Origin of the sequence: Legionella massiliensis (assembly GCF_000756815.1) — a bacterium.
In the GTDB taxonomy this organism is placed as follows: domain Bacteria; phylum Pseudomonadota; class Gammaproteobacteria; order Legionellales; family Legionellaceae; genus Tatlockia; species Tatlockia massiliensis.
In genome coordinates, this window is sequence record NZ_CCVW01000001.1 from 1,105,633 (window position 1) to 1,125,256 (window position 19,624).

Consider the following 19,624-nt stretch of genomic DNA (forward strand, 5'->3'; position numbering starts at 1 on the left):
CCTATAAATACTTTTTAAAGCGGCTGGCGGTCATTGCCACCATTAAACCCATAGCTAAGCTGATGGGAACAAAGACATAAGCCGGTGTAATGCTAACTGGCACCGCAAGCCAAAGCATCAGCAAGATAACCAGCAGTTTTTTCAAATAATGATTAAGGCGGTGAAAAATATAAGAAGACTCTCGGCCTAAACAGGCGGTGCGAATAGCTCTTTGATTAAGCCCGTCAACCAGGCCTGCCGTCATGGTTAATGCAAATAGAGGCAGGGCAGCGAATAGGATAATTAATTTGATCAAAAGGCATTGGCTGGCGAGTACAACCAGTTGTATAAATTGTTGTATTTTTACCAGAAGATCGGCTGCAAATTCATTGAGGGTGAATTTATTCAAGTAGGGGATGATTAGAAGCCAGCTTGGTTTGGCTTCAAGAGGCAGAGCCGCAAGTAGTGAGCCTTGGTAAACCGGTGTAATCGCTTCTCTTTGGGTATTTACTAAGGCAGTTACAGTATCGAGGGCAGCAGGATAGCCATAGAGCAGCCATTGGCTGATAGCCCATAGAATGAGAGCCAACCAGCCCAGAAATAAAACCAGGAACAGTTGCAGGGTTAATTGCCGGGAATATTGTTTTACTGCCATACAGCCCCCTCAGCAATGATCAAGGGGTAATGGTGCTCTTTTATAAAGTCCAACAGGGGATCAATATTGACTGGCAGCAAAGGTAATTTGAATTTGTTCTGTAATGCAACTATGGTTTGAAAATCGTTGACATTTGTGATGAATCCCAACGCTTGCATAGATTTTAATTCTTCTTGGTGAGCTTCTAACCATTGGTAGGAAAGCCTGTCCGCCCCTATGATAAATAGGTTCATATTCAATAAGTTTTTCGGGATATCTTTGCGGGTTACTTTACCGACAGTAGCCTTGCTCTTGGCTGGAACTCCGATTGGGCTTGATAAGTTGAGCTTCATGGCATTATCAGATTGAGCCACTGTTAAGGGGATGACATTCATGCAATGGGCATGGAAAGAAACGATTAATAAGAGCAAAATTCGCAACATCAAAATCTCCCCAAATCGACAATCTGAGAAGTCTTGCCATTGGATAACAGCAGCAAGGGCGTTTGTTTTTTATCGAGTTTTAATGCTTCAAATTGTTGCTGGCCTGGATTTAGGGTTATTTGATGGCTATTTACCAGGCTGATTGGGATTTGATGCCGATTTGCCCATAGCTGGATTGCAGCTTTATTCATATCCAGAAAAAATAGGTTTAATTGGGTGTTAGGTTTGCGGTTTATGGCATCAATCAGCTGCATGAGGATGGTGGTAACTGGATCGTCAGGGCTTATAAAGAAATACAGTACCTCGCCTTCTTTAAGTTCAATGGGATGGTGGGCATAAGGGGAGTAGGGCGAGGGATCAAAATCGCCAACCACAGGGACATCTTTAAATAACTGATTGTAGGCCTTGTAAAAGGCATTATTCCAGGCAATGTTTTGTGCCACTTTCTGGGCTTCTTGTTGGGCTGCCAGTTCGGCAAAATGATTGCGTTCAGAGTCATTTCTGGCATTAAGTCCAAGGATATCGACAGGGGTCATGCGCAGTTCTTTATAATAAATACCGCTCCTGCTTTGCATTAATTGCAGATAGCGTTTTTCTTCTGATTCATTTAGCCCCCAAACTAAAGCTTCTTGTTTTTGTGCTTCATTCAGTTGAAATTCTTTACTATTAATCACTTCATCCTGAAGTTCAGTCAGTCCTGCCTTAGCCAAGGCATTGTCTGCCGTTTGCATAGACGGGTTTACCAGGCCTGGAATATATAATCCTGCCATGGCTTGCTGGCCTAGTAATAGGCCTAAGGTGAGGGTGGTCAGCCTATTCATTGCCCACCTCTTGTTGAGTCAAGTGAATCAGGACATGGGCTTTCTCTACATTCTCAAATTCGATGGTTTGCTTGGCAAAATTGATATCCAGAATTTTCCATCCGGCCAAGGAATCTCCTTTCTCAAGGGCTTTAGTTTTATAATCGTAAGCAACCGAAGCGACTGAAACTTCCTGTATGCTGTCTATGCTTAAAACTTTAAAAGGAAGAGCGCTTGCAGGCAGCATTTTAACTGGCTGCTTTTGGCTATCTAAATGCTTCAGTAATTCCTGGATGCCATCGAGTTGGCTTTTAATGGCGGCTTGTTCAGTTGAAAACAATTCACCTAATTGATGGTCGTCCTTGTTTTGCATTTGCTGGATAAAGTCCCCCAGCTGTTTGATATGGTCAGTAATGGGGGAAAGATCAGGCTGTTGGGTAGGTTTATTTAATTGCGACTCAATGGTTGTCAGTTTTTGTTCCAGGCCATTTAGGTTGTTATTAGAGGATGAAGATTTGTGTTTAACACACACAAACACAACCAACAGAATGTTTAAAGCAACCAGGCCAAGCCATTTGGCATCCAGGAATTTCTTCATTGCGCTCTCCTTGCATTAAGACTGAAATTGATTTCTCTTGAGAGGTCATCCTGCTTGAGGCTGAACAGGGATTTTCCAACCAATACTCTAAGCCCGTCGGCTAAGGTTAAAGGACCAAGGTTTCTGGCAACCTGGGGTAGGGGTTGCTTGAGGATCTGTTGAAGGCTTTCGCTTTGTTTATCCTGAGGCGCAAGATGGTAGCCTGAGTAGCGGAGCCAATACTCAACCGCTTCACCTATCGACTGCACAGAGCTTGGAAAATGAATCTGCTGAACAGTTTTAAGCGGGTTGATTTGTGCAGCCAATGGTTGATTATTAACCGTGGCATAACGCCCAACCTGGGTGATATTGGCAGCTTGGAGTTGCAAGCTGCTTAGGGCTAAAAAGCCGATAATGGTTGTTCTCAACATAATGACCCCTAACTTTGATTTGACTTGTTTTCTTGGTCTAACTTTTCAATGAACTTGCGGATAAAGACTTCTTTGCGATCAATATCGATGTAGTTAGGCGCTCGGACGCCAATCCCTATCAGGCCATTTTTTTCATAAAGAACGGTGATTTTGATTTTGCCTTTATTGATGTAGATTTCTTCACCAATTTTACGGTCTAAGATCAGCATGATTTTTTCTCCTTAACTGAAGGGCTGGTTAGTTTTGTCATCATCTCTTTGATGTGGGATTTAACGACTTGTGGATCGGTTCTTTTGTAGTTTTCAGGTCTAGCTTGTAGGGCTTCTTCTCTAGCCTTGATTGCTTTTTGAATACTGCTGCAAAGCTCTACAAAGACGGGGAGCACTGGAGGGCGTTGTTGCGTTCTTTTAATTTTTTCTACGGCAAAGGTTAATACCTGGCTTTCGAATTCTTTAATGCTGTCAGACCATTCCAGCTTGGCTGCTTCAAGGGCTCTTTCGTTGTTATAAGCTGACAGCCACAATGCGCCATAGATGGCATTAAAACGTAAGAACAAAGTATCCACCCGCTTGTCATACGTTTCTTGTTGAGTTGAAGTGGAGGACGTTGCTTCCTGTTTGGGGTTCGTCTTCAAAGTGGATGCTGAAGCTAGATTCTTTGCAGGATTCAGCGAGAATATCTGCGGCTGATTTTTTCCTAAAACTTGTTTGAGGCTTTGCATGATTTTGCTCCTGTTTTCTTACGGGTAAAAGTTCATCATTCCAGCATTGTTGAGCTAGCCAATTGGCAGGAAATTTCCATTTAGGAACCCATTCGCCACAGAGCTCCAGGTATAAGCGATTTTCAATTTGCGCCTTAAGGGCATCCATCATCTGCTTAAACAGGCTTTCATCAGGCTTGAGTTTATAAAATTCCTCACATGCCCTGGTCTCATCCTGCTTCTGTGGATAAAGTTCCCAAAATTTTTCAAATTGGGCGCCCACATACACACACAAATTTTCTGAGTTATGAGGTGTGTCGGGTTTTATGTTTTGAGCTGTGTTGGGTTTTTTAGAGAAACCATCGTAACTTGATGATTTGTAATTCTTTTTGTTGTCCTGGTTTGTGTCGGGTTGCTGTGTCGGGTTTGTGTCGGGTTTATTTTGAACAGAATTATCCGCATCCGCTAAAAGACATTTTACAATCAGGTTCATTCCTATAGACTCAATCTTGATTAATCCAGCTCTTTCCAGGGCGTAGATGATTCTTCGCAGTTGTTGACGACTAGGACTGCCAGATTGTTCAAGGCCTTGATGAGGTTCAATATATAAAGCCTCAGCCAGTTGCTGATAACTGATTTTCCGTTTAACCCCAACCAGAAAGGTTTCCCTATCCATATAAGGCCGAATCCCCAGCAAATAGGCTGACTGCTGGATATAAGGCAATCCCATCAGCGCTGATAATTCGGTAGTGGTAACAAACAAAAATCCCATTTTCATCTTCTTCCATCTAAAAGCACCGCTCCAAAACCAGTGCTTGCAATATCAAGTAATTTCATTTAGTATCAATCAATAACACGAAGTGTGTTGCCAATAACCCATTGTAAATAGCCACTTTTTAGAGTCAATGGGGTATTTCCTTTTGATAGCAAATGAACCTAAATGAATATGAAAAAAATTATCGGTGGTAGGATTACGCAGGCTAGAAAGGCGAATGGGTGGACGATTAAGATCTTGGCAGAGAGGACAGGGTTGGGGGCTGCTAGGATTGGGAATTGGGAGCAGGGTACGAGGAGTCCTGGGCCAGAGGAGGCTAAAATTCTTTCTAGGGAGTTGAGGGTAGCTGCTTCTTGGTTGCTTTGTTTAACAGACAACCCCCAAGGAGAGTACTTAGACAGTTTGGAGGTTATATTTTAGATGCTATTTCGACTTTAATTTACAATCCATATTAAAATAATCCAAGTAATTCATAATGATGGCGTTTGCGTGCTAACTTCTCATCTCCATTTGCAATTTTTAAGGCAGCTCTCAAATAACCTGAAGCTGAGTTGTAATCTCGACTTTGTTCACAAACTAAGATGAGTCGAGAAAGTACATCAATCAACCTAGGGTTCCGTTTATTAATTGTTTCAAGTTTTTTTCTAGCATCATCATATCTGGCCTCCATAGCATCTATTGATGCTTCGCAAATCGCTAAATCTAAGGATTCATCATTACAATGTTTTGAAATATTTAGTATGTGGGTAGCACTATCAAGACGCCTTAATTTCATGAATACCTTTATCGTTAACTCACGAATATGTGTAGTCGATTGATCTTTAGATTCAAGCTCATCTTGATCTAATTTATCTACTACTTTCGCAAAATCAAACCATCGTTCAGCACGATATAATGCATTTAGCTGTTGCAATAGGGCCAGTTTTTCCTTGGTCTTGAAATATTGATTTCCTGCTATATTGGCTGCTTTAAGGTAATCTGCTTTCTCAAGCGATGCTACAACGTCGGTAGTCCAATCTCGAAGTGACATGTTATTTGCGGGAGCAAGATGCATAATACTATTTTGTTTATTTTGAATTTCAACAGCGCTAGTAAATGCAATTTTTAGTTCTTCTATTGATTGAAAACGATTTGTTGGCTCCTTTTCCAGGCAACGTAAGATTACCTGATCCAGTTCTTTACTGATTGAATGATTAATTTCACTAGGTTTTCTAAAAGGATCATATCTTAATACTTGTGCTTGTGTATCATGTGGTAATTCACCCGTCATTAATTGATATAATAAAACACCCAAGCTATAAATGTCGCCGGCTAATAATTCCGCAAAATTACCTTTTCGACTAACGCAATCACAAAATTCCGGTGCAGAATACAGAACCGTACCGCCATTTTCTCTTGTGCGAACATATATTTCTTCTGGTAGTGCCGAGCTTCCAAAATCTGTTAATTTAACTAACTGGCCTTGGCCAATTAGAATATTATGAGGTTTTATATCTCCATGAGATATCGGGCGATCTAACTGCGAAAGAAATTCAACTGCATCTAATACCTGGGTGTATATATTAAAAAGTCTTTGATAGGTATTTCCAAAATGATGACTGCGTTGTTCAAGCTTTTGGGCCAGGCTCTCGCTGGGGAAATATTCCATTTCTATAGCATACCATTCTTTTTCTGGGGGAACTCGTCCCATATCATATATCTGGATAACATTAGGATGAGGTTTAATGCCAATTAGTTCTTTCCCTTCAGCTAGGGACCGATCAGACAAGGTGATATTTTTTGGTATTTTCACCGCCACAATTAAATTATCTGAAAGGCGTTCTGCTCGCCAAACCCAACCATGACTACCGTCACCTAAACAATCAAGTAATAAATATTTATTACCTAATTGTTTATCTCTTCCTGGTAAAAAATGAGCTGAATTTATTTTCACTTTATGCACCTATATGTCATATTCTTAAGTCGTAACAGACCATCAGAACCTTTTATAAACATCATACGATTAATTAATAGTTGGCAATTGTTAGGCACCTGTATAAATGCGCCTTTATTATTTAGAGCTCCATTTTGAAAAACTTGCTCCAACTCATTAAAGTCGGGTAAGGAAACCAAATCTTGACTCCAAAATGAGAGCACTAGTAATTCAGTGCTGCTTTGCCACCGAGCTGCCGCATCTATAAGATTAATTAATTTTTCTAGTAATTTACGCTTTCCTTTATAGGTACCGTCAAATCGTTCATATTCGATCAAGACTTTTGGTGTAACAGTTTTTTTGTCAAACCAGACGGAGTCAGAACGAATATCATTTCCAGCTGCACTTGGAGCAGGGCCTTCAACTACTGCCATATAATCAAATTCGTGTCCAAGGGTATTCCATAAGCTACAACCAATGCTGTGCACGTAGACATGCTCATCTTTAACTCCATGATGTAGCAGCACTGGAAAAGCGTTTTCAATAAAATCACTGTCAAGCTTATTTTGAATTTTCTGAATTAAGTTACTCACTGAAACTATCCCATATTTTCAATACCTCTGGTGATTCGCCCCCATGAACCAGTGCTTTTGTTCCAATCTTGACTAATAACGGTGCAGGAATAGAACGACCACAAATTAATGCTTCACCAGTTGATAAGCTTGGTAATTCGTCTAAATCAGCTTTACTCACCATATCAGATGCTTTTGCAATAAATCGCTGATCATCAGGATTTTTTAATCTCATGGTAATCAACGTATTGCATTGGGAGGTTACATCAGAATCAAGCTTAGATGGTCTTTGGCTTACAATGCCAAATCCAACACCAAATTTACGGCCCTCACCAGCAATTTTCTTAATGATTCTGTGGCTAACGGCATTGCCACCGGCTGGTGCAAAATTATGTCCCTCTTCATATACAAGAAAACAGGGGCGTAAAGGATCTGTTTTGCTAGAAGCTGCTCTGAGTATTTCACTACTTAGCAAACCACAAACTACCTGTTTTGCTGTATCACTTAGGCCTTGAAGATCTATGACTACAAGACGACCTTTACGATTTGAAGGACGACCTACCATTTGGTAAATATCAGTTGGTTCTTTCATAGTTGCAGAGTAAAAGCTCTGAGCTTCATTTAAAATTCGGCTTAATTTCATTGATGCTACAGCAGCGCTGCGTCCATTTAGTGCTTTAGCTTCGGCCTCTGACAGGTCATCCCATGCTCTGATTTCCTCAATGCCATCGCCAAGAAAAAATCTGAGTCTATTAATATCTCTTGGTTCTGTCTTATCATGTGTTCTCCAATAACGAATCGCTACATCAAGAACACGTTGTTGAGGTTCTGTCAGCCCAGGTAAAATTTCTGAAATATCATCCATTTCGAATCGATCAAATTGCAGGGCTAAAGGATTGTTTTTATTTGCATACTTATACTTGAAGGATTCATGCTGAGGTGTATAAATCTGTATTCCCGCTCCTGAACTATGAAGACGCTCCATCATTGCTTTAATTTCAGGTAACGTTTTTTGGTCGCGAACATCTTCAACATCATTAAAGTTATTATTAAAATGCAATTTACCTTTTGCAAGAGCTTTACCGTATTCCCCATGAGGGTCAAATACCACGACTGTACCATTATTAATAGCGACCAAGCGTTCAATAATTCTACCAACGGTGTAAGACTTACCTGAACCCGTCATAGCCAAAATTGCCATATGTTCTGTTACCAGTTTGTTTACATCTAAAAAAACTGGAACGGTATTTTCACCACGCTCATAACCTATTAAATTTCCTATATGAAGGCTTGTGTGCTCATTAAACTCATAGAAATCAGATAGAAATTGAAAATCAACGGTTTCAACTTTAGCACCAGGATCTAATGGCCTTCTTGGAATTTTAATCTGTCTAGTTGCAGGATCACGGTAGCCAACTAATTCAAGATTTGCATATAAATGCTCCCCGGTTACATTGGCACCAGGCAATAATTCCAGTTCGGTCACTGCATCTCCAAATCCAGAATTATAGAGCATATTGGACCGATGAATTTTCATGATGCGACCTAAAACCGGGACTGCTTGTTCATCTTGTCTCTCTTTATGCATGATACGAACAAACTCGCCCCGTCGGACTGAGAATGAATCCTCTATAATCATGGTAAGTTTTGAGGCTTCGCCTGTATTACCTACCAATTTACCTAATACTTTATGTTTCATATTTTATTCATCCTCAAATAATCCAGATAGCCATATATCTTCTACTTCATTTTTCTTCATTTCTGAAACCAGTGTATTGCGATAATAATCGGTAAATTGTTCTAGCATTTTTAATTGCTGCAAACCAAGTATTTGGGGTAGGGGTACGCTCTTATGATGGCTTTGCATATCAAGAATCATTAGCTTCCACGCAACATTATCTAATGCTACAGAATCCCAATCGGTTTCTTCACCTGCCATTTGTATCATCTGAATTTCACCCTGGTTCCCCCCTTTAAAATGAAACCCAATCAACCCCTCAGAAACGATTTCGACTGGTTCAATGCGTGTATGTTTTTCAGTTATTCGAAATGCAATGGTACGGTTAAATGATCCTAATATCCCTTTAATGAATCGATAGTCCCCAATTCCTTTAAGTTTAGTCTCTATCCCAATTAAAGAAGTTGCCTTTTCTGCTTTAAAACCATCAGACAATAACAAATGCTTACGACCTTCTTCCGTCCTTAAATCCTGATACGCTATATTGACAATGGCGCTAAATCGTTGTGCCATGATACTCACAAGAACAGGACCATTCTTATTCCATGGAAAAAGGCTATTTCTATATTGCTCCCAAAACTTTCTTATAACAGAAAGAGTTTTTGCATATTCAGCAACATGTTGAAGATGATGGCTAAGTGGTGCCATCTCCCTTTCTAAAAACAAAGGGGTGTCTATGATTATTAGTTGTGGCACCTCTTCTTTCTTGAGTGTTCGTTCAATCAATTCATAAGATTGCCTGATTGCAATTAATTCCAGTCTTTTGGTTTGTGCTTCAATGTCAATATCATCTAGCTCTGCCACTGAATCACTTCCTTGAGTGCTCACTTTATTGTCTGCAATCAGCATGTCTGTTCTGACTGCTGCTGAAGAATAAATAAATCCACCTAATGCTTTTTTGATGCAATACTTTGTTGCAATTCCAGTTAACGACAAATTCATTTGCGCGGGTCTATTTACTGGTTTTATCAACCCGGCTTCACGAAATAAGGGCGCTACAGACTCTATATCTCTAATTTGTTTTAAAAGACGGCCAGCACTGCCTGGTAATCTAATTTGACTCTCTACAGCTAATGTTTGCGCCAGACTAGCTTCTCTCATTTGACCATTCCTCTTTTAGTCGTTCAGTATAAATCCAGTATGGGGATTGCTGTAATGCGTTGATTCCTTTATCAGATAAACCATTGCTGCTTAAAAAGCCTGCTTGTTCTAATCGTTCAAAGCCAGTGTCAATCTCCTGGTCACTAAAGGAAAAGATACCCATTCGATTTTGTTTTAATAAATGAATAATTTCTTCTCTATTTTGTAGGTTAAGGGCATCTATACAAACCATTAAACCAAAATCAGTCTTTTCAAGAGATGGTTGATGTTCATCTGATATTTTATGAGGTTGAGTTCCTGGTTTGCCAGCTAACCTAAGCAATTGTAAAAGCCAGTCAGTCACTTCATCAGTGTGATTCAATAATGAAATAGACCACAAAGGCAAACAAGTTGCGGAAAATACACCACTACCTGAATGTGTTTTAAAATAGCGAGTATTAATGGTCAGATTTTTCCATTGATATCCTAGTTGTCGATCAGTCTCACCATCCATCCCGTCAATTCGTGTGGCAACCTCAGGAACGATTTGGGAATAAAGAGTTTTGAAACAATTGATATCAGCAAGATCTACGACTGTTTCTAGAAAAGAAATTCTCCAATCTAAGGATGAGTATATCTTGCCTGGATTAAAAGGAGGAATTAGTAGCAAACAACACGCGGGTTGGGAGGCCCAACGCCACCAATTTAATTTTTGATTGTCTTCTAATTCTTGAAATTGATTACCATGAATTAATACCATTCCACTATGAGGAAGCTCTTCAAATATTAGGGCGTTTAGTTGAGATTGAAAAAATCGGCCATGTCGATGTTGGCTTAATTCAGGCTCTAAATAGAGGTTCATACATTGCCTCCAAAAGTTAACTGTATTTTTAAAATACCTTCGTTTACGAGTAACTTTTGTTCATCATCTGACAGTTGGGGACTCTGATTTTTTAATAAACCCTCGGCAATTTGACACCAGCGCTCTAATAAAACTGATGTACCCGAAAGTGCTTCTTGAGCTTGTGATTTCCATTGTTGCAAATAAATATCTAAGCCAATGTTTAAATCATGTAAGGACAAGTCTTTAATATCTTCCTCTGATATGGCTTTTATTTCCTCGAGTCCTTTCGCACGTAACAATGGATTAATCAGCGGACGAAGTTGGCTATTTGTCTGATTGAGTTTCTCTTGGCGATAACGATTAAGTGCGTTTTCACAAGACCTCAATTTTCCGCCCAAGCCACTCAATTGTCTTTTTATAGGACCTAGTAATTGTTCTGGTGCATTGGTGATGGCAGAAAATTGACCTCGATGTGTTTGCTCAACAAACCGCTGACGAATTAAATCAATCTCATCTTCCATACCTTCAAAGCTTTCATGAATCAGAGCAAGTTGATTTTGTAATTCCAATAATATGAGAGGATGCTCATTATCCGGATAATCAACTGGTAGTTGCTCATCTAGGCTGGCGATAGCCTTTCTAATCCGAGCATCTAAATCCAATACTGTATCATTAACATCTTTATATTGTTCAAGAAAATGATGATAAGTTTTTAAAATGTATCTACTGATATCCTCAATTTTTTTAAACGTATTACTCGGCAAATCATAACCGACTTCTTCCGCTAACAGGGAAAGTCTTTCTGACGCTTTGTTTAATTGCAAAGATCTTAAATAATGCAGCAATGTTTCAGAACCTGCCTGAGCCTCCTTTTCTTGAGTGGCTGTGTTTCGACTCCCCTGAAGGGCGCCCTGAATAATATTACTGATTGTTTGTAGTGATAAGGTGAATAACCGGCGTGGAAATGGAAAGGCTGCCTTGAGGTCATTTTCAATATATTCTAATAAAGCGTCTACGCGTTCATTGATATTTTTAGCGCCAGTTGAAACAAATTCCGCAAATAATCTCGCACGTTCAATACGTTCATATAACGAAACTTCTTTGTCTTCTAAAGAAATATTACGTAGATTATCTAGTCTTACTCTAGGCAAGGGATTTGGATAAACTTTTTTCAAATCAGCGATAATCGCTAATCGCCTCTTAATGATTAAAGGAAGTTGTTCAAGAGCATCTTCCAGGCTACCGATTAAATTTTCTTCTTGATTTTTTAATGCTGAAAAGCACTCATCAGCGTCTTTTAAACAATCCAATGCTTCAGTAGTCTGTGTTCCCTGAGGAGACTTACCCCTGGGTGCAAATAAGTCACTAATTTTGGTAAAACCATAAACCTGTTCTAATGTAGCTATTACTTGAGGATAATCATCAGGACCAGTGCCTTCAAGCCAGTTGTTGGCTTCTGTAAGTGCATTATCAAGCTCAGCTCGAGAAATGTTGATATAACATGATGACTTTGTAGAGTTATCTTCTAATTTTAAAAGATGTAGCTCGCGGCACCACCACATCCAGTCATCAAAGACATTCTTATCATTCAAACCATTACTGGCGCCAGACCACAAATAACCCCAGTACCATTCTTTTCTGGCCTTTTCGATTGTCCATTTTGTGAGTTTTGCTGGGTTAGCAATTTTTGCCAAAAATGCAGGAAAGTGAGCCTGCGCATTTGCTGGCTGTTCAAGATCCGTAAATAACCCAGCCTGTTCATGACGGCTATAGCCTTGGGCTTGAGCTTTACTTCCCACTAACAAACGCCCAAAGAGTGATACCAATGCCTCAACGTCAATGTGATGCTCTGGTGTGAGCGCGTGCAAACCACCTAGTTTTGGCTGTTGGATTGCAAATAATTTCCACGTATTTAATAAAAGTTGACGTTCATCCAGATTTAATTTTCCAGATGGACGTAAAGGCCAGGCTATCAACCCTCGGTAGGATAGTGACCGTCGCCATTGGTGAATACGTTGATAAGCAAAATCACGTATGCTATTCAATCGTCCTTTGAATTTGGTTGTAAAAATTTCTTCCTTTAAATTAAATTGAAGGCAATGTTTTTGAGGTAACCCGATACGCTCTAAAACATCAATTTCACTAGTGTTCAAATGATAGATCAAAATATCATCATGCAGTTGTGTATCGCTTTCATTTCCATTTGCTATATACCAGTCATTTACCGCAACCGAGCCTGTAAACGCCATGACAGGTATACGACCTTCACCATCTTCACGAACTCTGGCTATTAAAGCATGTAAGCTTTGTAATTCTTGTATATTGTTAACCCAGGCAAACCAGGCTAACCCTTTCGGGTGCAGCTTCAGCCCATCACAAAATTGTAGTCCTCCTAATAATCCTCTTCCTTGGCCTCGTGGTGTTATCTGAATAGCAAGACCGTCTCGTGTTGGATATGCTGGTTCATCATATTGCCATTGTTTATCCAGTAAGCGAAACAATCCTGTTAATCTTGCCTGTGCTCGGGATAAAGGGTTCTTTGACCATTCTATCTCCGCATTTTTCATTGCTGCTTCATGATAGTCGGCCATCATAGCATCGCGAAAGATCATTGAATTATGATGTTGGCTGCGATAGCGCAAATCCAGGCGTAATAACATTGCAACACTAGGGCCAATATGTGTACTTTCAGATTCTGAAAGTTGCTGTTCTTGGCCAATAAATTTTTCCCATAGTGCATCAGCTGCAAATTCAGCCGCAGAATGACCATAAAGTAAAGCGACCAATTGTTTGAAATCGCTTCGTATTAACGGAATTAATAACCCATCAGGACCAGCATTTTTTTCCGCAACAGCAAAGGTTTTAAGATTTTGCAACAAGGTCTTTAGGTTCAGTCCTTGGTCAACACTGGGATAAAACCATTCATCTTTATCCCGTTGAAACTTGGCATCGCTCAAAGCCAATCGACAATCGCTCTCGGACCATTGGACCAGTCGATAGAGACTGACGACAGGTTCATCATACTCATTGACTAAAGGAAGTAATTCATTAATTCGTTCGTCTGCATTATTTAAAGATATTGGCAGTTGACCAAATAAAAGTGTGCGTGCTAACTGCAGCAATTGTCGGTCATTGGTTTTAATCCCTTCAATTGCTTCCGCATCGAGTACATGTCTGGCCACACGTCCGGATGCATCCAAAACACTATCAAACAGTTCACCTGTAGAGGGAATAGCTTTACCGGCATTGGAAAAAGTCTCTAGCACAGCATCAACATTAGCCATAATGACATTAAACCAGCCAAAATTGGCTCCACTCATAGCATAGGCTGCTTCCACCAGGCCAGTAGGGTAATCAAATCGAAGTTTCGAATTCTCTTTGAGCTGAGCCACATAATCAGAGACGTCAGAAAAGGCATTATGCTCAAGTTCCACTAATTCAAATCGACGAGCAGTCGATTGAATTTCTCGCAATTGTTGACCTAAAAGAGGGGAGCATAGGGCTACATAACGAAGCCAGGGTAATTTTCGGCGGGGATCTTCTTCTTTAATTGCTTTACCAATTAAACGAATTGCTTGTCCATCTAGTTGGCTCGCTTCATCTCGTTCAAGTCCGAAAGTAGCCGCTTCTGCAACTGTTTCTAATTCATCTAGGACAACCAGTACGTATTGAATGCCAAATTGTTTTAAATATTGATAAGCTGCCTGCACCAGATTGGTGGCCAGTGTTTCATCATAATAAAGTGATTCATCGCTATGTTGTTGGCTCAGTTCCAATGCTTTGGCCAATTCTTCGTGCTCAAATCCCATGGGTTCCAATCGCCTCAGCGCTTGTTTGGCAATTTCACTTTGGATGGAATGATCAAATTTTTTGCTTGCCAAAGGCAATAAGGCTTTATATAACCCATAAGCAAACCAATTATCTGAATTTTGATATTCTGAAGCTACTTGAGAATAGCGTATATACAAACAAAGGTATTGATCGCGTCGGTGTTCATCATCAAAAAGTTGTGCTGATTCCAAACCGCCTTGTTTATTACGAACAAACCAGCCTTTAGAACAATCATTGATTTGAGCGATTAATTCATAACCTAAACGTGATTTACCTTTTCCCCATTCCCCCTCAACGGCAAAAACATGAGCAAAACGATCGTCCTCATGATCAATGGTTTGAATAAAATTTTTATAGCGGTTAAAAAAAGTACTTTGTCCAACTAAAGGATCTCGAGGTGGATAATCAGAAACTCCGGTTGCAGCCCAACGGTGCTCCTTCACTGCCTTGGCAGTATAATCCTCAATTGATGTATGACTAATTTTACTCATAATTCGCCTTTATTCTTGGAGATAACTCTAATGATTTTTCATTAATTTTAGCAGTTTTTGGTGATTTTATTTCATCACGCCATTGATTAGCTTGAGATCGTATTGCATAACGCAAATGTCTGGCAAAGCGGGAAAATGCTGGTTGGCCTTTTCGTCCATAACAGACATCAGAAAAATCGGGGTGGATTTGATACTGCCCCTGTTCACCACCAATACCTTCTCTGTACTGCCAGACTTTGTGAGCTAATAGTGTGGCAATTACTGGTGATAATGCGATATTTAAATCGTGTTGCTTCAAACCCGCAGGATAAAGCGACATATTAAGGCTATTTAAAATTCTTAAGATATAGGCCCCAAGAGAACCGCAACTGAGCTCATCACTCTCTTTGCCTAGCACTAAAACCTGAATCTCAGCAGGATGGTAGGGTGATTGGCCTTCTGGCAACTCTAATAATAATCCTCCACTCCCTTCAACTTGAAGGACATTTTGCTCATATGTAATGAGGGCCAATAAATAGCACCAGGGATTTTTTAATACCCAATCAAGATTTTTAAGTGCATGATTTTTCCCTGGAGTATCTTCAGTGGTATGTTTTTTTGATAGTGTTTGATCACTCAAAAGCCAAGCGCCATCACCAACAAATAAGCCTGGCTGAACAATCGTCCGCCCAGAGCACCAATTAATATCAGGCCGACTGCCATCGGTAATGACGCCTGGCAATTTATCTAAGGATTGCTTTTGCCATTGAGATAACTGATATGCTGCCCGCAAAACTCTGGCTAAAATTAAGCTTGCTTGATTTTGTTCGGCTGTTGTTCCCAATATTGTTCGTTCAAGAGATGTAAAAGTCGTCATGGCAAGACTGGCCTGAGGATAGAATGTTTCAATCCAAGCACTCGCATCACCTAATTCGGTGATTAAATGAATTAATACATTCTCATCAGTTAATTGACCAGCTTCCATACACCGCGCAGCCATGATTTGACACCAGCTTTGTTTAATCGTCTCATTCGTGGCAAGAATTGCGGCAATCAACTCGTAATCATTAAGCAATTGTGAGCGCACCGTGATCAAGCGCTGGCTTAAAACCCAATGGTAATTGTCAACGGTTGGATGGGCCAAGCCTACCAGTAAGCCATGTAATTCACCTTCCTGTAAAGGGCAAACACCTTGGGTTAATAATTGATTTAAAGGTTTTATCAAGGTATCTAGATTCATTCATGATCCTTCTGTTCAAATGCTTCCTGACTTTCTTGTAATAAGTCATAGAGGTTATCAAGATCGTGAAACAAAGATTTTCTCTCAAAATCAAAGCCCTTATCGGTAACCCTTGATAAAATGTCTCTATCTAGTGAGTTATCTCCAGCTTCTAACGCATTTTGAGCATCGATTATTTGTTGTTCTGTGATTTGACCTTCGATTAGAGCTTCTACAAGAAATTTTGATATATCTACAAGTTGAGTGGATAGTTCATTTGCCATACCTGCTTTTAGCATTTGTTCATCACAGGCAAACCATTTTTGCTTCAAGTGACTTGGAATATTCGGGATAGGAATATTGATTTGTTTTACATCGGTAGGGTAGCTGTGAGCAGAAATACCTCTAATAGTTGATTGTATCTGAATATAGCCTATTTTTGTTTGCAAATAACAACGCACAAATGAAGCAGGGATTTGCTCGTTAGGTATTCTTATAACCATTACTTCTGTAGAAGGTAATAATGGCTTATTCGTATGGCAGTATGTGATATCACGACCTATGTAAGATTTATTATGGGCAGCGTTACAAAGGAGTAAATCATGTTTTTGAGTATATCTAGAATTATTCGATGGTTTTATAACTTGTCTAGGATTACCTTTCAGAAATACGGGTGATAAGTGAGCTACAGTAATTTGATTGGCACTATTATAATCTGTTGTTTCGTCTTGTGTTTGCCCATTAAATACTTCTATTGAGAGGTTATCCAAAGAATCAAACTCTATGTTCGAAGATGACAAATAATCTTCAACTACTGCTGGATAAAAGTGGGCATCAAATCTTTCTGTCATATTACTTGATTTTACATACCTGGTTTTTTTTCCATAATTCAGTTTGTTTTGTTCAGGAATTAGTTGGAAGTGAAATTGATTAACCTTATTTTCAATTTTCTTTCCCCAAGTCCTTAACTGTTCAGCTTGGCGGACTTTATCGCCGATGTATTTTTGGGTTTTATTTTGATATATAACTACATTTAATTTGCCTATAGCATGTAAGCTCACATGATCAAATATAGCGCCACCACTTAATCTTTTAAGTTGACTTTGACCATAAGAACTATTTAAGAATACTACTAAAAAGGCTTTGTCTATTCCTGAGTTTTCTTTAAGGCTAAAACTTATAATATCTGAAACTGAGTTCACGTATGGATATGGTGAAGCATCCAGAATAGCAGCTGCACCAACATTGCCGCTTTTATTAATTAAAATATCACCATTATTGACTCTACATTTAGCCCATTTTTTATCAGCTAAACCATTTATGTATTTAGAACCACTTATATACGCGATAATGTCGTTTACTTGCTTAGTTGTTATATAAGGAATGGCATTTGGAGTGCCTAATTCAACATAATCTTTGGCTATTGAGCCTGTAACTCCTAATTTCACTTTTCCTTCGATATAATTGCTTAGCACATCACATGATTTTAATTTATTACAAATTTCTACCAGTTGTGGTTCATACGAAGAAGCAGATAAAATATCTATGAGTTCGTCATTAGCATAAAATTTAGCAAACATCATGCCCCCTTTTTATAAGCACCAATGATTTTATCCAAATCATTAGGCACACCAGCGGCATAATCTTCAATATTATTCTTTACCAAATACCCTAAAGTATCGGCTACAGCCATAAATACATCGGTTTGTAGTTCAGGTAAGAATTGTTTGGAATCATCTTCACGAGCGGCTCGTTTTTGCAAATATAAAATAGACGTCTTAGCGCCCGTTCCTGAGAGCTTGAAGGTATCGGAAGGCAAAGAAATCACTGCTTTGACAATCGCTTTTCCGCCAACAAATTCCCCTGTTTTTTCATCTTTTTTACCCATGATGTATTCGCGCACATAACGATCACCTGAATTACACAATACGCCATCAGGTAATACGATTAATAAACGACCACCGGGCTTTAACAGTTGTAAGCAGCGGTCAATAAATAGAACTGCAGGATCGATTGAACCACCTTTAACAGGATTCCAGCTTCCTTTACTGTCTGGTTTACTGCCCATAGCAAGACCTGTAGAAGTAGGGCGTAACTCAAATTTGGATTTGTTCCCAGTGCCAACATCAACTAAATCAGTACGAAACCCGGGCCAACTTGATCCATTATCGCGATTGTAGCCTTGCAAAATACGATTCATATTATTTTCATATTGAGCTTTAGCTTCTTTACCTTTTTTATCACTGCCAAACTTAGGGGTACCGAAGGGAGGATTGGTACAGATTAAATTAAAACTATTCGGTTTTAGAGCATCGGTTGTTAATGAGTTATCGGTATAAAATATTTGCGCTTTAGGTGCTCCTTGTAAAGCCATATTGACTCTAGCCAGCATGACCATTCTGGGGGCTGAGTCAGCGCCAACAAAACCGCCGTCACGCATTTTTTGTTTTAAAGATTCTCTTTGATTATCAGAAAGTCCACCTATATTATCGATGACCGCATCAATCCGACTTAATGCTACTGAGCCAAAACCAAAAGAGCCACAGGTCGGATCGGCAAATCGAAATTCCCCTGCAACCAGTTCTTCCAGGGTTTTCTGATCATTTTGAATGTCATGTATTGCCATTTCCAACATGGCCTGTTTCACTGGGTTTGGGGTTAAGTAAACTCCAAGACCACCTTTAGATTCAAAATTGGCACGTAAAAAGACATCAAACACTCGTCCCAACATATCACCAGCGACGTCTCCCAATGTTCCCTGTTCTTTAATGATTTTTCCTTCATTAGTCGTCACAGGGCCTAAGTTTTGAATTGCTTCAAGTAGAGTACGAAAATTTTCTGGTTGAGAGAGTCTTAAGTGACTGTTTTTATCAAAAATGGCATTTCTCTGACCATCATCACTAACAGTGACATAATCATCGTGAGATTTAAATTCATCAAAAGCAGCTTGGATTTGCACTACCGCTTTAGCCCCATTATCTGCGACATATTGGTAATTAAATACGTCTCTAAAATTAAGTTGCTCACCCTCGAAATTAAATATGAGGCTTTCATCATGATGAATGCGGAATGTTTCTAAAAACAAAATCTTTGCTACTTCTTCAATAATATCGTTTTTATCAGAAACTCTATCCTTAACCGTTTGATAAACTTGTTCATGAAAGGCATCTAATTTGTGCATCAATCGAGTGTATATCTGCATGGACCATTTCAGGGTGGTATTTTTATTTAAACGTTCAAACTCTCTGATTAAATGAAGGTCGGGTATTTCATCTACAGAGTGGGTCCCATCAGTACCATCAAGACCAAACAAAGCAAAGCAGCGTTGATTTTGACTATCTGAAAGATGGGCGAAAACAGGCCAGTCATCAGGTACATTTGCCAGTAATTCATAGGCTAAATCATCTAAAAAAGCTTCTTTGGAATATTGCCAATTCCCGTCCTCTAGTGCAATTAACATAATGCGCGGTGTTAGATTACCTTCAACTTCTCCCCAGATTAATCCTGCTCTTATAAAATCATGTTGGCTTTCTAATGGCTGAAACTCAATATAACCACGTTCATGGTATTGATTTTTTAGGTTGGTTAATGATTTGTTGCTATCTATATTTTTATTCAT

Annotated in this window: 18 protein-coding genes; 1 reads left to right on the forward strand and 17 read right to left on the reverse strand. The window is 39.4% G+C overall.

What is annotated here, in order from left to right:
- Position 1: 1 nt before the first annotated feature.
- Genes BN1094_RS04705 through BN1094_RS04740 form a run of 8 tightly spaced genes read right to left on the reverse strand, consistent with a single transcriptional unit; the run spans position 2 to position 4,336 of the window.
- Positions 2 to 634, reverse strand: coding sequence for an IncC plasmid conjugative DNA transfer DtrJ family protein (locus BN1094_RS04705; protein ID WP_043873169.1), 633 nt, complete (start codon positions 632 to 634; stop codon positions 2 to 4).
- Positions 625 to 1,056: a PFL_4695 family integrating conjugative element protein gene (locus tag BN1094_RS04710; RefSeq protein WP_043873170.1), complete on the reverse strand. Its 432-nt coding sequence runs from the start codon at positions 1,054 to 1,056 to the stop codon at positions 625 to 627. Before BN1094_RS04710 ends, BN1094_RS04705 begins: the two co-directional genes overlap by 10 nt.
- Positions 1,056 to 1,877 (reverse strand): TIGR03759 family integrating conjugative element protein, encoded by an 822-nt coding sequence (locus tag BN1094_RS04715; protein ID WP_043873171.1) that lies wholly within the window; start codon positions 1,875 to 1,877, stop codon positions 1,056 to 1,058. The genes BN1094_RS04710 and BN1094_RS04715 overlap by 1 nt, the downstream gene beginning before the upstream one ends.
- Positions 1,870 to 2,454, reverse strand: coding sequence for a hypothetical protein (locus BN1094_RS04720; RefSeq protein WP_043873172.1), 585 nt, complete (start codon positions 2,452 to 2,454; stop codon positions 1,870 to 1,872). Before BN1094_RS04720 ends, BN1094_RS04715 begins: the two co-directional genes overlap by 8 nt.
- The gene (gene pilL2, locus BN1094_RS04725; RefSeq protein WP_043873173.1) at positions 2,451 to 2,864 is read right to left on the reverse strand and encodes a PFGI-1 class ICE element type IV pilus protein PilL2; all 414 of its coding nucleotides are present in this window, start codon (positions 2,862 to 2,864) and stop codon (positions 2,451 to 2,453) included. Before pilL2 ends, BN1094_RS04720 begins: the two co-directional genes overlap by 4 nt.
- 8 nt (positions 2,865 to 2,872) lie before the next feature.
- Positions 2,873 to 3,073, reverse strand: coding sequence for a carbon storage regulator (locus tag BN1094_RS04730; protein ID WP_043873174.1), 201 nt, complete (start codon positions 3,071 to 3,073; stop codon positions 2,873 to 2,875).
- Positions 3,067 to 3,429: a hypothetical protein gene (locus BN1094_RS04735; RefSeq protein WP_245614180.1), complete on the reverse strand. Its 363-nt coding sequence runs from the start codon at positions 3,427 to 3,429 to the stop codon at positions 3,067 to 3,069. The genes BN1094_RS04730 and BN1094_RS04735 overlap by 7 nt, the downstream gene beginning before the upstream one ends.
- Positions 3,430 to 3,436: 7 nt before the next feature.
- A complete protein-coding gene (locus BN1094_RS04740; RefSeq protein ID WP_043873741.1) occupies positions 3,437 to 4,336 on the reverse strand; it encodes a hypothetical protein in 900 nt (299 codons plus the stop codon).
- Positions 4,337 to 4,510: 174 nt separating this feature from the next.
- Here BN1094_RS04740 and BN1094_RS04745 point away from each other — a divergent pair, with 174 nt between their 5' ends.
- The gene (locus BN1094_RS04745) at positions 4,511 to 4,759 is read left to right on the forward strand and encodes a helix-turn-helix domain-containing protein (protein WP_245614220.1); all 249 of its coding nucleotides are present in this window, start codon (positions 4,511 to 4,513) and stop codon (positions 4,757 to 4,759) included.
- A gap of 31 nt (positions 4,760 to 4,790) precedes the next feature.
- On the opposite strand, the gene BN1094_RS04750 is transcribed toward BN1094_RS04745, so the two are convergent.
- Genes BN1094_RS04750 through BN1094_RS04790 form a run of 9 tightly spaced genes read right to left on the reverse strand, consistent with a single transcriptional unit; the run spans position 4,791 to position 19,624 of the window.
- On the reverse strand, positions 4,791 to 6,272 hold the full coding sequence (locus BN1094_RS04750; RefSeq protein WP_043873176.1) for a serine/threonine-protein kinase: 1,482 nt from the start codon (positions 6,270 to 6,272) through the stop codon (positions 4,791 to 4,793).
- Positions 6,269 to 6,844 carry a hypothetical protein gene (locus BN1094_RS04755; RefSeq protein ID WP_052403137.1) on the reverse strand — a complete coding sequence of 192 codons (576 nt, stop codon included), beginning with the start codon at positions 6,842 to 6,844 and terminating at the stop codon, positions 6,269 to 6,271. The genes BN1094_RS04750 and BN1094_RS04755 overlap by 4 nt, the downstream gene beginning before the upstream one ends.
- Entirely contained in the window at positions 6,837 to 8,522 is a 1,686-nt protein-coding gene (locus BN1094_RS04760; RefSeq protein WP_043873177.1) for an ATP-binding protein, read from the reverse strand. Before BN1094_RS04760 ends, BN1094_RS04755 begins: the two co-directional genes overlap by 8 nt.
- A gap of 3 nt (positions 8,523 to 8,525) precedes the next feature.
- Positions 8,526 to 9,662, reverse strand: coding sequence for a hypothetical protein (locus BN1094_RS04765; protein ID WP_043873178.1), 1,137 nt, complete (start codon positions 9,660 to 9,662; stop codon positions 8,526 to 8,528).
- A complete protein-coding gene (locus BN1094_RS04770) occupies positions 9,649 to 10,503 on the reverse strand; it encodes a hypothetical protein (protein ID WP_043873179.1) in 855 nt (284 codons plus the stop codon). The genes BN1094_RS04765 and BN1094_RS04770 overlap by 14 nt, the downstream gene beginning before the upstream one ends.
- Positions 10,500 to 14,807 carry a hypothetical protein gene (locus BN1094_RS04775; RefSeq protein WP_043873180.1) on the reverse strand — a complete coding sequence of 1,436 codons (4,308 nt, stop codon included), beginning with the start codon at positions 14,805 to 14,807 and terminating at the stop codon, positions 10,500 to 10,502. Before BN1094_RS04775 ends, BN1094_RS04770 begins: the two co-directional genes overlap by 4 nt.
- On the reverse strand, positions 14,800 to 16,026 hold the full coding sequence (locus BN1094_RS04780) for a hypothetical protein (protein WP_043873181.1): 1,227 nt from the start codon (positions 16,024 to 16,026) through the stop codon (positions 14,800 to 14,802). Before BN1094_RS04780 ends, BN1094_RS04775 begins: the two co-directional genes overlap by 8 nt.
- On the reverse strand, positions 16,023 to 17,588 hold the full coding sequence (locus BN1094_RS04785) for a restriction endonuclease subunit S (protein ID WP_081935000.1): 1,566 nt from the start codon (positions 17,586 to 17,588) through the stop codon (positions 16,023 to 16,025). Before BN1094_RS04785 ends, BN1094_RS04780 begins: the two co-directional genes overlap by 4 nt.
- On the reverse strand, positions 17,585 to 19,624 hold the full coding sequence (locus BN1094_RS04790) for an HsdM family class I SAM-dependent methyltransferase (RefSeq protein WP_043873182.1): 2,040 nt from the start codon (positions 19,622 to 19,624) through the stop codon (positions 17,585 to 17,587). Before BN1094_RS04790 ends, BN1094_RS04785 begins: the two co-directional genes overlap by 4 nt.

Bases quoted from the DNA above. Each gene is read 5' to 3' on its own strand.
- BN1094_RS04715 (WP_043873171.1), bottom strand. From the start codon at position 1,877: ATGAATAGGCTGACCACCCTCACCTTAGGCCTATTACTAGGCCAGCAA.
- BN1094_RS04705 (WP_043873169.1), bottom strand. From the start codon at position 634: ATGGCAGTAAAACAATATTCCCGGCAATTAACCCTGCAACTGTTCCTG.
- BN1094_RS04740 (WP_043873741.1), bottom strand. From the start codon at position 4,336: ATGGGATTTTTGTTTGTTACCACTACCGAATTATCAGCGCTGATGGGA.
- BN1094_RS04775 (WP_043873180.1), bottom strand. From the start codon at position 14,807: ATGAGTAAAATTAGTCATACATCAATTGAGGATTATACTGCCAAGGCA.
- BN1094_RS04765 (WP_043873178.1), bottom strand. From the start codon at position 9,662: ATGAGAGAAGCTAGTCTGGCGCAAACATTAGCTGTAGAGAGTCAAATT.
- BN1094_RS04720 (WP_043873172.1), bottom strand. From the start codon at position 2,454: ATGAAGAAATTCCTGGATGCCAAATGGCTTGGCCTGGTTGCTTTAAAC.
- BN1094_RS04730 (WP_043873174.1), bottom strand. From the start codon at position 3,073: ATGCTGATCTTAGACCGTAAAATTGGTGAAGAAATCTACATCAATAAA.
- BN1094_RS04760 (WP_043873177.1), bottom strand. From the start codon at position 8,522: ATGAAACATAAAGTATTAGGTAAATTGGTAGGTAATACAGGCGAAGCC.
- BN1094_RS04790 (WP_043873182.1), bottom strand. From the start codon at position 19,624: ATGAATAAAAATATAGATAGCAACAAATCATTAACCAACCTAAAAAAT.
- BN1094_RS04770 (WP_043873179.1), bottom strand. From the start codon at position 10,503: ATGAACCTCTATTTAGAGCCTGAATTAAGCCAACATCGACATGGCCGA.
- BN1094_RS04780 (WP_043873181.1), bottom strand. From the start codon at position 16,026: ATGAATCTAGATACCTTGATAAAACCTTTAAATCAATTATTAACCCAA.
- BN1094_RS04710 (WP_043873170.1), bottom strand. From the start codon at position 1,056: ATGTTGCGAATTTTGCTCTTATTAATCGTTTCTTTCCATGCCCATTGC.
- BN1094_RS04785 (WP_081935000.1), bottom strand. From the start codon at position 17,588: ATGATGTTTGCTAAATTTTATGCTAATGACGAACTCATAGATATTTTA.
- pilL2 (WP_043873173.1), bottom strand. From the start codon at position 2,864: ATGTTGAGAACAACCATTATCGGCTTTTTAGCCCTAAGCAGCTTGCAA.
- BN1094_RS04745 (WP_245614220.1), top strand. From the start codon at position 4,511: ATGAAAAAAATTATCGGTGGTAGGATTACGCAGGCTAGAAAGGCGAAT.